Here is a 13,776-nt window from a genome sequence, read left to right as displayed (position 1 = left end):
GGTCGCACCGCGCTTGTTTCTGTTGCCTAAGGGTTCTGAGGATAGATCCGGCGGCAAAGTTCAGCCGGTGTGCGCGACGTCTATTTACCCGACAAATTCACTCTGACTATTGAAACTCGGGTATATGCCCACATTGCATGAGTCTGACTTACAAATTTCGGCAGGTTTTGGCTCATGACAAAGGCCTGCACCCCTATGGAGAAGCAGGCCTATGAAACCGCTGTCCGCTGTTAAATTCTCGACCCTCGACCTGGTGCCCGTGCGTGAAGACGGCAGCCCGGCGCAATCCCTGCGCAATTCCCTGGACCTGGCCCAGCACGTGGAAAAGTTCGGCTACACCCGCTTCTGGGTCGCCGAACACCACAACATGGATGGCATCGCCAGTTCCGCCACTTCGGTGTTGCTGGGTTATCTGGCCGGTGGGACATCGAGCATTCGCGTCGGCTCCGGCGGGGTCATGCTGCCCAACCACGCACCGCTGGTGATCGCCGAACAGTTCGGCACCCTGGAAAGCCTGTACCCAGGACGCATTGACCTGGGCCTGGGCCGCGCCCCGGGTTCCGACCAGATGACCGCCCGCGCCCTGCGCCGGGAACGCTCCGGCAGCGCCGACGATTTCCCCGAGGACGTGGCGGAACTGATGGCCTACCTCGGCCCACGTACTCCGGAGCAACGGGTGATCGCAGTACCGGGCACCGGCACCAACGTGCCGGTGTGGCTGCTGGGCTCCAGCCTGTTCAGTGCGCAATTGGCAGGGGAACGGGGTTTGCCTTACGCCTTCGCCTCGCATTTCGCACCGCGCTATATGCATGAGGCGATTCGCGTCTATCGCAATCACTTCAAGCCTTCCGCGGTGCTCGACAAACCTTACGTGATGCTGGGCGTGCCTCTGGTAGCCGCGGATACCGATGAACACGCGGATTACCTGGCCACCTCGGTGTACCAACGGATCCTCGCCCTGATGCGCGGCCAGAGCCTGGTCCAGCGCAAGCCGGTCAACAGCATGGACGGCCTGTGGCTGCCCCATGAGAAGGAGGCGGTGTCGAGTTTCCTGGGGTTGGCGATGATCGGCAGCCCGGCGAAGATCCGCGCCAAGCTGGAGGTGCTGATCGAGCAGACCGGCGCCGACGAGCTGATCTTTACCTGCGACCTGTACGAACACGCCGATCGCCTGCACTCCTATGAGTTGCTGGCCCAGGTGATGAAGGGCTAAGGCTGCTTTCGGGCACAAAAAAGCCGACGCTGATGCGTCGGCTTTTCAATGGGCTTCTACAAAGGCTCAACCGCGCTTGTAGACAATCTCCTTGGTGCCGGCTTCGCAGGAGCCAACCACTTTGCCGTCAGCCGCCGCGCCTTTGTCGACCACTTCCAGCGAATAGTGGGTGGCGCCTTTGGCATCGATCTTCGCGGCGATCTCGCTTTTCAGCTCTTCGCACGGCTTGCCGGCGGCAAGGGCAGTTCCCGCAAGACTCAACAAAGCAGCAGCTAATACTAGTTTTTTCATCGGTCACATTCCCTGGTCGGATCAAAAGAGGCGGCGTTGCAGCCAGCCTGACAGAGGCTCAAGACAGTTGTAGCGCTTTGCCACTTCCTATGGCACTCGGCCAGCGCACAAGTTCCAGAGCCTAGCCCAAGCTTTCAACTATTGGCAATCCGGAAGCCTACCTTGAGGGTGACCTGGAAATGCGCCGCTTTACCGTCCTTGATATGACCCCGGGTTTCGGTCACTTCGAACCACTCCAGGTGCTTGATGCTCTTGTGCGCCTCGGCCAGCGCGTTGTTGATTGCCTCTTCGATGCTGTTCGGCGACGAACCCACCAGTTCGACTTTCTTGTAGGTGTGATGATCGGTCATGGCGCTCTCCTTTTTTGCTGTGAAATACAGCCTAGCAGTGATTTTTCTTATTACTTGGGGCGCCATTGCTCACGGCTAGTTCAGATTTTCTGCACTTTCTGAACAGGCCGCAGTCGGAACCTACAGAGTCCGTTCACTACCCTGCAGGAGAGCCGACATGGCCAACACCTCGTTACGCAAAGCCTCACTGGAAAGTATGGAAGCCGAGATCGAAAGCCTGCTCAAATCCCTGGAAAGCCTCAAGGACGATGCGACTGACGAATCGCGCAAAACCCTCAAGGCCCTCAAGAGCAACGCCGAGAATGCGCTCAAGCATTCCCGCAGCCTGATCAGCGATGCCTACGAAGAAGTCAAAGTGAAAACCCGCGAAACCGGGATCGCCACCCGCGAATACGCCCAGGAACACCCGTGGGCGACCGCTGGCGTGGCGGTCGGCGCCATTGGTCTGCTGGCCGCCTACCTGCTGTGCAAGCGCGGTAACTAAAGCGTCTGGCGCAGTTCGTTTTTCAACCACTGCGCCAATTGCCGGGCGCGCCCATCGGCGGCGCGCTTGGGTAACCACAGCGCCAGTTGCCCCGGGGTGTCGGAAAACCCCCACGGGGCAACCAGCCTGCCCGCCAGCAAGTCCTCGGCCACCAGCGGCTCTGGAGCGATTGCCACGCCCAGCCCGGCCACGGCCGCTTCCAGCAAGTAATACAAATGCTCGAAACCCTGCCCGTACTTCAGCGCCTCGGCGCTGATGCCGTTGTGCCGTGCCCAACTGGGCCAGGCCTGGGGACGCGAGGTGGTGTGCAGCAGCGACTCCGCCGCCAGGGCCGCCGCTGGCGCTTCGCGCAAGTGCGAGTAACCGGCATAGCGCGGGCTGAGCACCGGCCCGATTCGCTCGCTGGCCAGCTCATAGACCTGCATGTCCGCCGGCCAGGGGGGCTCGGCAAACACCAGCAAGGCATCCAGCCCCGGGCGCCGGGGGTCCAGATCGCCTTCACCAGCGGAAAGGTGCAGGCGCAGGTCCGGCAAGTCGGCATTCAGGCGCCCCAGGCGCGGAATCAGCCAACGCGCCAGCAGGCTGCCGGAGCAGCCGAGCACGAAGGGCGCATCGGCACTGCCCCGGGTCAGTTCGCCACAGACGTCCCGCAGACGCTCGAAGGCCTCGCTGCTGGCATCGCGCAGGCGAACCCCGGCATCTGTGAGTTTAATGCCACGGCCATCCTTGACGAAAAGACTCAGGCCCAGGTGTTCTTCCAGCACCTTCAACTGCCGGCTGACCGCACCGTGAGTCACGTGCAGTTGTTCGGCAGCCTGGCTGACGCTGTTAAGCCGGGCAGTGGCTTCGAAGGCCCGCAGGGCGTTCAGGGGGGGCAGGTCGCGGCTCATGGGATAGGTGAGTTTTCCTGACAGGTTGCGGCGATCTTATCGGTTTTCAGGCTCCAGTGTCAGGGGTAGAGTGGGCTCCATTGTCCTTCCACGAATCTGTCATTCCACACACTTCCCCGGGAGCGCTCCAATGACCCAGTCCCAATTGCGTAATGGTCCTGACGACAACGGCCTGTTTGGCGCGTTCGGAGGCCGTTATGTGGCAGAAACCCTGATGCCGCTGATCCTCGACCTGGCCCGTGAATACGAAAAGGCCAAGGAAGATCCCGAGTTTCTCAAGGAGCTGGCCTACTTCCAGCGCGACTACGTCGGCCGTCCAAGCCCGCTGTACTTCGCCGAACGCCTGACCGAACACTGCGGCGGCGCCAAGATCTACCTCAAGCGCGAAGAGCTGAACCACACCGGCGCGCACAAGATCAACAACTGCATCGGCCAGATCCTCCTGGCCCGGCGCATGGGCAAGAAACGCATCATCGCCGAGACCGGCGCCGGCATGCACGGCGTGGCCACCGCCACCGTGGCCGCGCGTTTTGGCCTGGATTGCGTGATCTACATGGGCACCACCGACATCGAACGCCAACAGGCCAACGTGTTCCGCATGAAGCTGCTGGGCGCCGAAGTGATCCCGGTCGTCGCCGGCACCGGCACCCTGAAAGATGCGATGAACGAAGCCCTGCGTGACTGGGTAACCAACGTCGACAGCACCTTCTACCTGATCGGCACCGTGGCCGGCCCGCACCCGTACCCGGCCATGGTCCGCGACTTCCAGGCCGTGATCGGCAAGGAAACCCGCGAGCAGATGCAAGCCCAGGAAGGCCGCCTGCCGGACAGCCTGGTGGCGTGCATCGGCGGCGGCTCCAACGCCATGGGCCTGTTCCACCCGTTCCTCGACGACAAAAGCGTGCAGATCATTGGCGTTGAAGCCGCCGGCTACGGCATCGAGACCGGCAAGCACGCCGCCAGCCTGAACGGCGGCGTACCGGGCGTGCTGCACGGCAACCGCACCTTCCTGCTGCAGGACGACGACGGCCAGATCATCGACGCCCACTCGATTTCCGCCGGCCTCGACTACCCCGGCATCGGCCCGGAACACGCCTGGTTGCACGACATCGGCCGCGTCGAATACACCTCGGTGACCGACGACGAAGCCCTGGCCGCGTTCCACCAGTGCTGCCGCCTGGAAGGCATCATCCCGGCCCTGGAAAGCGCCCACGCCCTGGCCGAAGTCTTCAAGCGCGCGCCGACCCTGCCCAAGGATCACCTGATGGTGGTCAACCTCTCGGGCCGCGGCGACAAAGACATGCAAACCGTCATGCACCACATGCAACAGTCCCAGCAGGAGAAACACTGATGAGCCGCCTGCACACCCGCTTTGCCAAGCTCAAGGAACAGAACCGCGCCGCCCTGGTGACCTTCGTCACTGCCGGCGACCCGAACTACGACACTTCCCTGGCGATCCTCAAGGGCCTGCCCGCAGCGGGTGCCGACGTGATCGAACTGGGCATGCCCTTCACCGATCCGATGGCCGACGGCCCGGCGATCCAGCTGGCCAACATCCGGGCCCTGGGGGCCAAGCAAAACCTGGCGAAAACCCTACAGATGGTCCGCGAGTTCCGCGAAGGCAACAATGAAACCCCGCTGGTGCTGATGGGCTACTACAACCCGATCCACCATTACGGCGTGGCGCGCTTCATCGCTGATGCCAAGGCCTCCGGGGTGGACGGGCTGATCGTGGTGGACATGCCGCCGGAACATAACAGCGAGCTGTGCGACCCGGCCCAGGCCGCCGGCATCGACTTCATCCGCCTGACCACCCCAACCACCGACGACGCGCGCCTGCCCAAGGTGCTCGACGGCAGTTCCGGCTTTGTCTACTACGTTTCGGTAGCCGGGGTGACCGGTGCCGGCGCCGCCACCCTGGAACATGTGGAAGAGGCCGTGACCCGCCTGCGTCGCCACACCGACCTGCCCATCAGCATCGGTTTCGGCATCCGCACACCGGAGCAGGCCGCCGCCATCGCCCGTCTGGCAGACGGCGTGGTCGTGGGCTCGGCACTGATCGACCACATCGCCAACGCCGAGTCTTCCGAGCAAGCGGTGGATGGCGTTCTGAGCCTGTGCGCAGCCCTTTCCGAAGGGGTACGCAAGGCTCGGGTCAGCTGAAGGTAAAGACCAGACCGCAAGATCAGGGGGGCGCAACCAAAGGTTGCGCCCCCTTTTTGCATGGTGTGCACAAGCAATCACCAGCCCCTTAGAACCCCGTCAGATCCAGCGGCCGCATGGCCCCCATCCAGATCGCATGATCGGTGTGATCGAGCAAATCGTCCCCGGTATCCGGGTGCAGGAACACCACCAGCCCCCGGCGATTGAGGGCCAGCCACGGCACTACCTGGGCAAACACCTCAGGGGCGAACGCCAACTGGCAACTCCAGTCCGGATGGGGCCCCACCGGCCGCTCGTGGACCCGACCCATTTTCAGGTCAAACAGCTGCGCGGCCTGCTCGCACAAGGCCCGGGCCTGGCCGATGGTACTGGCGTCGAAGTAGACGTGGGCGTGATAGCCCTTGATCCGTTGCATGCAAACCCTCGCGATAAAAGACCAAGCCTCAAGGCTCGTCACAGAGGCTGAGCACCCTCTGTGGAAAAAAACACCGGCCCCATGAAAACACCGAAAGCCGAGCAGCTCAAAGCGGTTGCGCCAGCGCGCCTGCCACCTCCAGCAACTGCTGGCGCAACCAGAGATGGGCCGGGTCTGCCGTGTTGCGTCCATGCCAGATCGCCAACAGCGACGACGCTTCAACCGCCAGTGGCAGCGCCCGCTGACACAGGCCAAAGCGCTGTTCGAAAGCCCGGGCCAGTGGCCCCGGCACAATCGCCACCAGCCGCGACTGTTCCAGCAACTGCGGCAGCACCAGGGCATGGGGCAGGGTGACCTTGTATTGGGGACTGCGGCCAATCGCCGCCAGCGCCTGCTCCAGGCGCTGGCGATCGAACATCTCCGACTGCCGGGCAATACCGCGCTCAAGAATGTAGCCGTTGACCGCGCCTTCCTCCTGCCCGCCTACCGACAGTGTGATCAATGGCTGGTCCGCCAGGGCCTCAAGGGTCAACTCGGGCAGGTCGAGCAAGGGATGCTCGGGACACATCAGCAACACATCCTGCTGCTGCCAGAGACGGGCGCTGTGCACTCGCTGCGGCAGCTCGGCAAACACCCCCACGGCCAGGTCGATGCGCCCGACGTCGATCTGCTCGGCCAGATCCAGGCGGGTCGCCGGGCGCACCACCAGGTCCACCCCCGGAGCCTCCTGGGCCAGGCGCCGCAACAGCGGTGCCAGCAGCACCGAACTCAGATAGTCATTGGCGGCAAGGGTGAAGGTCCGCGTTGCGCTGGCGGGGTCGAACGCCTCCACGCCCACCGTGCGCTGAATGGTCAGCAGTGCTTCGCGCAGCGGGCCGGCAATTGCTTCGGCACGGGCCGACGGCTGCATGCCCTTGGCGGTGCGAATAAACAACTCGTCCTGCAGGGACTCACGCAACCGGGTCAAGGCATGGCTGACCGCCGACTGGCTCAGATGCAGGCGCTTGCTGGCCAGCAGGATGCTGCGGTCCTCATAGACGGCATCGAAAACCCGCAGCAGGTTGAGGTCGATACGCGGGACGCTGGGCACTTCATCACGGAGCATATTGCATATCCTGCAGGAGGCTATTGCGGATTGTTCCCTTGCCCCAAGGGGCGGGCGCGGGCAACTTTAGCGCATCCGACAAGCGAGCAGATGGCACTGAAAATCAAACCGTGCGATCACGGCCACGGCTTGCCCGAAGTTCAGTGAAAGCAACTGACCTGAGTGTTTTTCGACCCCTTGAAACCTCGTCCTCAGTTGCGATCAAGACCGTGCTCAAGTTCAGGGAACGAAGATGCCCGCAAGCCCCGACCTCAATGACATTCGCGCCCACGATTGGGTCGCCACCCGGCTGCCCCGCTCCTGGCAGGCCTACGCCCGCCTGATGCGCCTGGACCGGCCCATCGGCACCTGGCTGACCCTGCTGCCGGCCCTGGCCGCGTTGATACTCTGCGCCGGACGTATTCCGCAGCTCGGCACGGTGCTGGTGTTCGCCCTCGGCGCCCTGCTGATGCGCAGTGCCGGCTGCTGCATCAATGACATCCTCGACCGACGCTTTGACGCCCAGGTCAACCGCACCCGCCGGCGGCCCCTGGCCAACGGTTCACTGAGCCTGAGTCAGGCCCTGGCTTGCCTGGTCGTACTCTTGTTGCTGGCGGCCGCATTGCTGCCATTGCTACGCCCACTGACGGTGCTGCTGGCCCTGGGCTGCGCGCCGCTGACCCTGATCTACCCGCTGTTCAAACGCTTCACCCACTGGCCCCAGGCGTTTCTCGGCGCGGTGTTCAACTGGGGCGTGCTCATGGCCAGTGTGGAAACCACCGGCAGCCTGCAAGCCAGTGCGCTGGCACTGTGGCTGGGCTGCCTGTTCTGGCAGTTGGGCTACGACACGCTCTATGCCTACAGCGACCGTGAGGACGACCTGAAAATGGGCCTGCGCTCCACCGCGACGCTGTTCGCCGAACGGGGCAAGACCTGGATCGCCGGGTTCTACGCCATGACCGTGCTGTGCTGGTGCGGCGCGGGCCTGCTGGCCGGTGCCAACCCGGGCTTTTTCATCGTGCTGCTGCCGATCGCCTTGTCCCTGGCCTACCAGCTCAGCCTGTTCAGTCCGGACCACCCGGAGCCCTGCAACGACCTGTTTCGCAGCAACTTCCACGTCGGCGTGCTGCTCCTGGCCGGCGCCTCGGTGGCCATCGTTTAACCGCTGAACACTCAGCAATCGGCAACATTCCCAACCACACAAGGACTTGTCATATGCCTGCCCGCTCAATCGCATCACCACTCTCGGCACCGGAACAATGGGCCGCCCTGTTCCTGCGCCTGGCCCTGGGCGCCATGTACATCGCCCATGCGCTGTTCAAAGTCCTGGTCCTGGGTTGGCCGGGCACCCTCAAGCTGTTCGGCGCCACCGGCATGCCCGAGTGGATGACCTACCCGGCGGTGTGCGCCGAGCTGGTGGGGGGCTTGTTGCTGATACTCGGGGTCGGCGTGCGCTGGATCGCCCTGGGGCTGCTGCCGATGCTGCTGGGGGCGATTGTCTTCGTCCACGGCGCCCACGGCTGGATCTACACCAGCCCGGGCGGCGGCTGGGAATACCTGGCCTTCCTGGCGGTGGTGTCGGTGTCGCTGGTGTGCCTGGGCAACGGCGCACTGTCCCTGTTGAGCCTGTTCAAGGCGCCGCCTACAAGGCAATGGACGGCAACGACAGCCCCTTGAGGGATTGAGCGCTGCCGGCTTGCTCGGCCATCAGCCAGTCGACGAAGCGCTGGATCAATGGGCCACGGCGCTTGCGTGGCGGCAGCACCACGTAATAGCCGTAGCCGGACAGCGCACTCTGGGCGATCGGCCGGCACAACAGCCCCTGCGCCAGCAAATCGTCCACCAGATGACGCCAGCCGATGGCCACGCCCTGGCCGCCGATGGCCGCCTGGATCAGCAAGGTGTAGTTGTCGAAACGCAATTGCCCGGGAGGCGGGGCGCCAGCCAGGCCCAGTTCGCGGAACACCCCGCTCCAGTCGAACCAGTGGCTGGCGTTTTCACCCCGCAGGTGCAGCAGCGGCATCTCCAGCAGGGCATGGGCGGGCAGGGGAGCCAGACGCTCCTTGAGCAGCAGCGGGCTGCACACCGGAAACACTTCCTCGCTGAACAGCCAGCGACTTTCGCCGTGCTTGAAACGCCCGTCGCCGAACAGCACCGCCACGTCGATATCGCTGCGCAGCATGCTGTGGCTGCGTTCACTGGTCACCAGGCTGACGTCCACCTGGGGATTGGCCTCATGAAAACGATGCAGGCGCGGCATCAGCCAGTAGGCGGCGAAGGCGAAGTCCGTGGCCACCTGCAGCACCTCGTGCTGATGCTGCTGGCTCAGAGCACTGAGGCCGGCATCGATGCTCTGCAAGCCGACCTGCACCTGTTCCAGTAGCAAGGCGCCGGATTCGGTCAGTTCGATACCGCGGTAGATCCGGTCGAACAGGCGCACGTTCAACCGCTCCTCCAGCCGTTTGATCTGCTGGCTGATGGCCGGCTGGGTGGTCCCCAGTTCCACCGCCGCGGCGGTGAAGCTGCGCAAACGGGCCGCTGCTTCAAACACCCGGAGCAGGTCCAGGGACAGGTCGCCAAGGGCTTCATACATAAGCTGTGCTTATCCTAGTCATTGCCGTGCATGGGCTTTACCGCCAAAGACATGGAATCCATGCTCGATCGCAGCACTTTCGCATAACCATCGACTATGGAATGCCGCGAATCCATGAAGCGCAAGAACATTCTTTTCATCATGGCCGACCAGATGGCCGCGCCCTTGCTGCCGTTCTACGGTTCATCACCGATCAAGCTGCCGCACCTGAGCCGTCTGGCTGCCCAGGGCGTGGTATTCGATGCCGCCTACTGCAACAGCCCACTGTGCGCGCCGTCGCGCTTTACCCTGGTCAGCGGGCAGTTGCCGAGCAGGATCGGCGCCTACGACAACGCTGCGGACTTTCCCGCCGACGTGCCCACCTACGCCCACTACCTGCGGCGCCTGGGCTACCGCACTGCGCTGTCGGGCAAGATGCACTTCTGCGGCCCGGATCAGTTGCACGGCTATGAAGAGCGCCTGACCACCGACATCTACCCCGCCGACTACGGCTGGGCGGTGAACTGGGATGAGCCCGAGGTGCGTCCCAGCTGGTACCACAACATGTCCTCGGTGCTGCAGGCCGGGCCCTGCGTGCGCACCAACCAGCTGGATTTCGATGAAGAGGTGGTGTTCAAGGCCCAGCAGTACCTGTTCGACCATGTGCGCGAAGCCGGCGACCAGCCGTTCTGCCTCACCGTGTCCATGACTCATCCCCACGATCCCTACACCATTCCCAAGGCCTTCTGGGACCTGTACCGCGACGACGAGATCCCACTGCCCCAGACCCCACCGCAAAGCGAACTGGACCCGCATTCCCAGCGCCTGCTCAAGGTCTACGACCTGTGGGACAAGCCGCTGCCTGTGGATAAGATCCGCGACGCGCGGCGGGCCTACTTCGGCGCCTGCAGCTACATCGACAGCAACGTCGGCAAACTGCTGCAGACCCTTGAAGACACCGGGTTGGCGGACGACACCCTGATCGTGTTTTCCGGCGACCACGGCGACATGCTCGGCGAGCGCGGCCTCTGGTACAAAATGCACTGGTTCGAAATGGCCGCCCGGGTGCCGCTGTTGATCTGCGCACCGGGGCAGTTCGCCGCCGGGCGAGTCAGCGCGGCAGTCTCCACCGCCGACCTGCTGCCGACCCTGGTGGAACTGGCCGGCGGCCGGGTGGAGGCGGACCTGCCCCTGGACGGCCGCTCCCTGGTTCCCCATCTGCTGGGGCAGGGCGGCCACGATGAGGTCTTCGGCGAATACATGGCCGAAGGCACCATCAGCCCGCTGATGATGATTCGTCGGGGCGCCTACAAATTCATCTACAGCGAAGACGACCCCTGCCTACTCTTCGACGTAGCCAACGACCCCCAGGAACACCGCGACCTCAGCCAGTCGGCCGAGCATCGAGCGCTGTTCGACGCCTTCCTCGCCGAAGCCCGGGCCAAGTGGGACATCCCCACCCTTCACCAACAGGTCCTGGCCAGCCAGCGCCGTCGCCGCCTGGTGGCCGACGCCCTGGGCCGGGGCACACGCAAGAGCTGGGATCACCAGCCACTGGTAGACGCCAGTGCGCAATACATGCGCAACCACATCGACCTCGACGATCTGGAGCGCAAGGCGCGTTATCCACAACCCTGCCAACACCAATAATCCAAGGGGAAGAGCATGCAAAAGTTATCCACAGCGCTGGCCGTCGGGTTCCTGGCTCTGGGCAGCACAACCGCCTGGGCCGACTCGTGCGCAACCGTGAAAATGGCCGATCCGGGCTGGAGCGACATCGCCGCCACCAACGCCATCGCCAGCTTTCTACTGGACGGCATGGGCTACAAGGCCAAGATCGACACACTGGCGGTGCCGATCACCTACGGCGGCCTCAAGGACGGCCAGGTGGATGTGTTCCTGGGCAACTGGATGCCGGCGCAACAGGGCTTCTACGACAAGTTCGTGGCCAATGGCGAGGTGATCCAGCTGGCGAAGAACCTGGAAGGCACCGAGTTCACCCTGGCGGTTCCGGACTACGTGTGGGACGCCGGGGTGCACGACTTTGCCGACCTGAGCAAGTTCGCCGACAAGTTTGACAAGAAGATCTACGGCATCGGCTCCGGTGCCCCGGCCAACCTGTCGCTGCAGGAGATCATCAAGAACAACGAGTTCAGCCTCGGCCAGTGGAAGCTGATCGAGTCCAGCGAGCAGGCGATGCTCGCCGAAGTGTCCCGGGCCACGAAAAAACAGCGCTTCGTGACCTTCCTCGGCTGGACCCCGCACCCGATGAACGTGCAGCTGAAAATGCATTACCTGACCGGGGGCGAGAAGTACTTCGGCGCCAGCGGCAGCGTCTACACCCTGACGCGCAAGGGTTATGCACAGGCCTGCCCGAACGTCGGCAAGCTCCTTACCAATCTGCGGTTCACCCAGGACATGGAGAACGCCATCATGGCCGAGGTGGTGAACAAGAAGGTCAGCAACGCCGACGCCGCCAAGGCCTGGATCAAGGCCAACCCGGCGGTGCTGGAGCAATGGCTGGAAGGGGTCCGGACCATTGATGACAAAGAGGCTCTGGCGGCGGTGAAGGCCAAGTTGTAGCCCGAGGTGCGCCGGCCATTCGCCGGCAAGCCGGCTCCTACGGGATGAGGGGCCGGCCTCGGCACATGCCCAAGGCCGGACAATGCTTTACCCTGGCCCCCCTGAATCTACCCACCCGTGAGGAACCATGGCCTGGCCCAACCGCCATTCACTCCTGCCTTTCCTCGGCTGGCTGCCACGGCAGACCCGGGCCAGCGTTGGCCGGGATCTGCTGGTGGGCCTGAGCGGCGCGATCCTCGCCCTGCCGCAATCCATCGCCTATGCGCTGATCGCCGGCCTGCCGCCGGAGTACGGCCTGTACGCAGCCATAGTCCCGGTGCTGATCGCCTGCCTCTGGGGTTCGTCCTGGCACCTGATCTGCGGGCCCACGGCAGCGATCTCCATTGTTCTGTATGCCAGTGTCAGCCCCCTGGCGGTGCCGGCATCCGAGGACTACATCACCCTGATCCTGCTGCTGACCTTGCTGGCGGGCATCTTCCAGTGGCTGCTGGGGCTGCTGCGCTTCGGCGCCCTGGTGAACTTCGTCTCGCATTCGGTGGTGCTGGGCTTCACCCTCGGTGCCGCGGTGGTGATCGCCCTGGGGCAATTGCCCAACCTCCTGGGCCTGGAGCTGCCGAACCAGGCCACCGCCCTCAATAGCCTGACCTCCCTGCTGGAACACCTGGACGCTGTGGACCAGCCTTCGCTGTTGCTGGGGCTTGGCACCCTGATCGTCGGCCTCGGCCTGAAGCTGCTGGCGCCGCGCTGGCCCAGCCTGTTGCTCAGCCTGGTCCTCAGTGCGCTGGTGGTCTGGCTGCTGCCGGGGGTGTTCGGGCACGTCAAATTGGTCAGCGCCTTCGTGGGCCGGCTACCGCCCTTGAGCCCGTTGCCACTGGACCTGGATCTGGTCCTGCGGCTGCTGCCCAGTGCCGTGGCGGTGGGGATGCTGGGGCTGGTGACCAGCCTGTCGATTGCCCGCTCACTGTCGGCACGTTCGGAACAACTGCTCGACGCCAACCAGGAAGTCCGCGCCCAGGGCTTGTCGAACATGGTGGGGGCGTTTTTCTCCGGCTACCTGTCCTCCGGCTCCTTCACCCGCTCGGGCTTGAGTTATGAAGCCGGTGCCCGCTCGCCCCTGGCCGGGGTGTTCTCGGCGCTGTGGGTGGCGCTGTTCGCGGTGGCCGGCGCCGGGCTGATCGCCCATATCCCGATTCCGGCCATGGCCGGGAGCATCCTGCTGATCTGCTGGGGCCTGGTGGATCATCGGGGCATTCGCGCGCTGTTCAGAGTCAGCCGCGCCGAATTTTTAGTGATGAGCCTGACCTGCATCGCCACCTTGCTCCTGGAGTTGCAGACGGCGATCTATGCCGGGGTCCTGGCGTCGCTGTTCTTCTACCTCAAGCGCACCTCCCAGCCACGGGTGCAGCATTCCAGCGAGGGCGATGCAGACATCCTGCGGGTGGGTGGCTCGATCTTCTTTGGCGCCAGTCATTACCTGCAGGTGCGCATGCAACGCTGCCATGCACCGAAACTGGTGATCGACGCCCGGCAGATCAACTTCATCGACTATTCAGGGGTGGAGATGCTGCATCAGGAGGCGCGCCGACTGAAACGCCAGGACCGCAGCCTGACCCTGCGCCGGGCACGGCAGACGGTGAAGGAGGAATTGATCAAGCTCGAAGGACCAGAGCACTGCCCGATCCGCTTCGAAGACTGAACCCCATCCGTAGGAGCCGGCTTGCCGGCGAAGAG

General features: G+C 63.9%; 15 protein-coding genes. 9 read left to right on the top strand and 6 right to left on the bottom strand.

The window, feature by feature from the left end:
• The first annotated feature begins 211 nt into the window (after positions 1–211).
• Positions 212–1,213: an LLM class flavin-dependent oxidoreductase gene (locus KHO49_RS01315; RefSeq protein WP_102862461.1), complete on the top strand. Its 1,002-nt coding sequence runs from the start codon at positions 212–214 to the stop codon at positions 1,211–1,213.
• A 66-nt stretch (positions 1,214–1,279) separates the two neighbouring features.
• Here KHO49_RS01315 and KHO49_RS01310 read toward each other — a convergent pair whose 3' ends face one another.
• Both KHO49_RS01310 and KHO49_RS01305 read right to left on the bottom strand, forming a co-directional pair.
• Positions 1,280–1,504, bottom strand: a complete 225-nt coding sequence (locus tag KHO49_RS01310) for a DUF1161 domain-containing protein (protein ID WP_102862460.1) — start codon at positions 1,502–1,504, stop codon at positions 1,280–1,282.
• 134 nt (positions 1,505–1,638) lie between these two features.
• Entirely contained in the window at positions 1,639–1,854 is a 216-nt protein-coding gene (locus KHO49_RS01305; protein ID WP_016965134.1) for a dodecin, read from the bottom strand.
• 157 nt (positions 1,855–2,011) lie between these two features.
• On the opposite strand from KHO49_RS01305, the gene KHO49_RS01300 reads away from it, so the two are divergent.
• On the top strand, positions 2,012–2,338 hold the full coding sequence (locus tag KHO49_RS01300) for an ElaB/YgaM/YqjD family protein (protein WP_102881426.1): 327 nt from the start codon (positions 2,012–2,014) through the stop codon (positions 2,336–2,338).
• Here the strand turns inward: KHO49_RS01300 and KHO49_RS01295 are convergent.
• On the bottom strand, positions 2,335–3,228 hold the full coding sequence (locus KHO49_RS01295; RefSeq protein ID WP_170001365.1) for a LysR family transcriptional regulator: 894 nt from the start codon (positions 3,226–3,228) through the stop codon (positions 2,335–2,337). The genes KHO49_RS01300 and KHO49_RS01295 overlap by 4 nt on opposite strands.
• 130 nt (positions 3,229–3,358) lie before the next feature.
• On the opposite strand from KHO49_RS01295, the gene trpB reads away from it, so the two are divergent.
• Positions 3,359–4,579 carry a tryptophan synthase subunit beta gene (gene trpB, locus KHO49_RS01290; protein WP_102862457.1) on the top strand — a complete coding sequence of 407 codons (1,221 nt, stop codon included), beginning with the start codon at positions 3,359–3,361 and terminating at the stop codon, positions 4,577–4,579.
• Positions 4,579–5,391, top strand: a complete 813-nt coding sequence (gene trpA, locus KHO49_RS01285; RefSeq protein ID WP_102881424.1) for a tryptophan synthase subunit alpha — start codon at positions 4,579–4,581, stop codon at positions 5,389–5,391. The genes trpB and trpA overlap by 1 nt, the downstream gene beginning before the upstream one ends.
• 88 nt (positions 5,392–5,479) lie before the next feature.
• Here the strand turns inward: trpA and KHO49_RS01280 are convergent, their stop codons facing one another.
• The gene (locus KHO49_RS01280) at positions 5,480–5,806 is read right to left on the bottom strand and encodes a DOPA 4,5-dioxygenase family protein (RefSeq protein WP_102881423.1); all 327 of its coding nucleotides are present in this window, start codon (positions 5,804–5,806) and stop codon (positions 5,480–5,482) included.
• 106 nt (positions 5,807–5,912) lie between these two features.
• Positions 5,913–6,911, bottom strand: coding sequence for a LysR family transcriptional regulator (locus tag KHO49_RS01275; RefSeq protein ID WP_213664500.1), 999 nt, complete (start codon positions 6,909–6,911; stop codon positions 5,913–5,915).
• 232 nt (positions 6,912–7,143) lie between these two features.
• On the opposite strand from KHO49_RS01275, the gene ubiA reads away from it, so the two are divergent.
• The gene (gene ubiA, locus KHO49_RS01270; protein ID WP_213664499.1) at positions 7,144–8,052 is read left to right on the top strand and encodes a 4-hydroxybenzoate octaprenyltransferase; all 909 of its coding nucleotides are present in this window, start codon (positions 7,144–7,146) and stop codon (positions 8,050–8,052) included.
• 53 nt (positions 8,053–8,105) lie between these two features.
• Entirely contained in the window at positions 8,106–8,567 is a 462-nt protein-coding gene (locus tag KHO49_RS01265; RefSeq protein WP_019095597.1) for a DoxX family protein, read from the top strand.
• Here the strand turns inward: KHO49_RS01265 and KHO49_RS01260 are convergent.
• Positions 8,533–9,483, bottom strand: a complete 951-nt coding sequence (locus KHO49_RS01260) for a choline sulfate utilization transcriptional regulator (RefSeq protein WP_123390210.1) — start codon at positions 9,481–9,483, stop codon at positions 8,533–8,535. The genes KHO49_RS01265 and KHO49_RS01260 overlap by 35 nt on opposite strands.
• Positions 9,484–9,597: 114 nt before the next feature.
• Between KHO49_RS01260 and betC the strand changes: the two genes are divergently transcribed.
• The 3 genes from betC (at position 9,598) to KHO49_RS01245 (ending at position 13,741) form a co-directional block, all read left to right on the top strand.
• On the top strand, positions 9,598–11,112 hold the full coding sequence (gene betC / locus KHO49_RS01255) for a choline-sulfatase (RefSeq protein ID WP_213664498.1): 1,515 nt from the start codon (positions 9,598–9,600) through the stop codon (positions 11,110–11,112).
• A gap of 15 nt (positions 11,113–11,127) precedes the next feature.
• Positions 11,128–12,045 carry a choline ABC transporter substrate-binding protein gene (gene choX / locus KHO49_RS01250; RefSeq protein ID WP_102881418.1) on the top strand — a complete coding sequence of 306 codons (918 nt, stop codon included), beginning with the start codon at positions 11,128–11,130 and terminating at the stop codon, positions 12,043–12,045.
• Between the two features lie 127 nt (positions 12,046–12,172).
• Positions 12,173–13,741 (top strand): SulP family inorganic anion transporter, encoded by a 1,569-nt coding sequence (locus KHO49_RS01245; RefSeq protein ID WP_213664497.1) that lies wholly within the window; start codon positions 12,173–12,175, stop codon positions 13,739–13,741.
• Positions 13,742–13,776 lie beyond the last annotated feature (35 nt).

The sequence above is a fragment of the Pseudomonas sp. RC4D1 genome, assembly GCF_018390395.1.
GTDB classification, from domain to species: domain Bacteria; phylum Pseudomonadota; class Gammaproteobacteria; order Pseudomonadales; family Pseudomonadaceae; genus Aquipseudomonas; species Aquipseudomonas danubii.
Note: the sequence above shows the minus strand (reverse complement) of the source record. Positions and strands in the feature narration are given on the sequence as shown.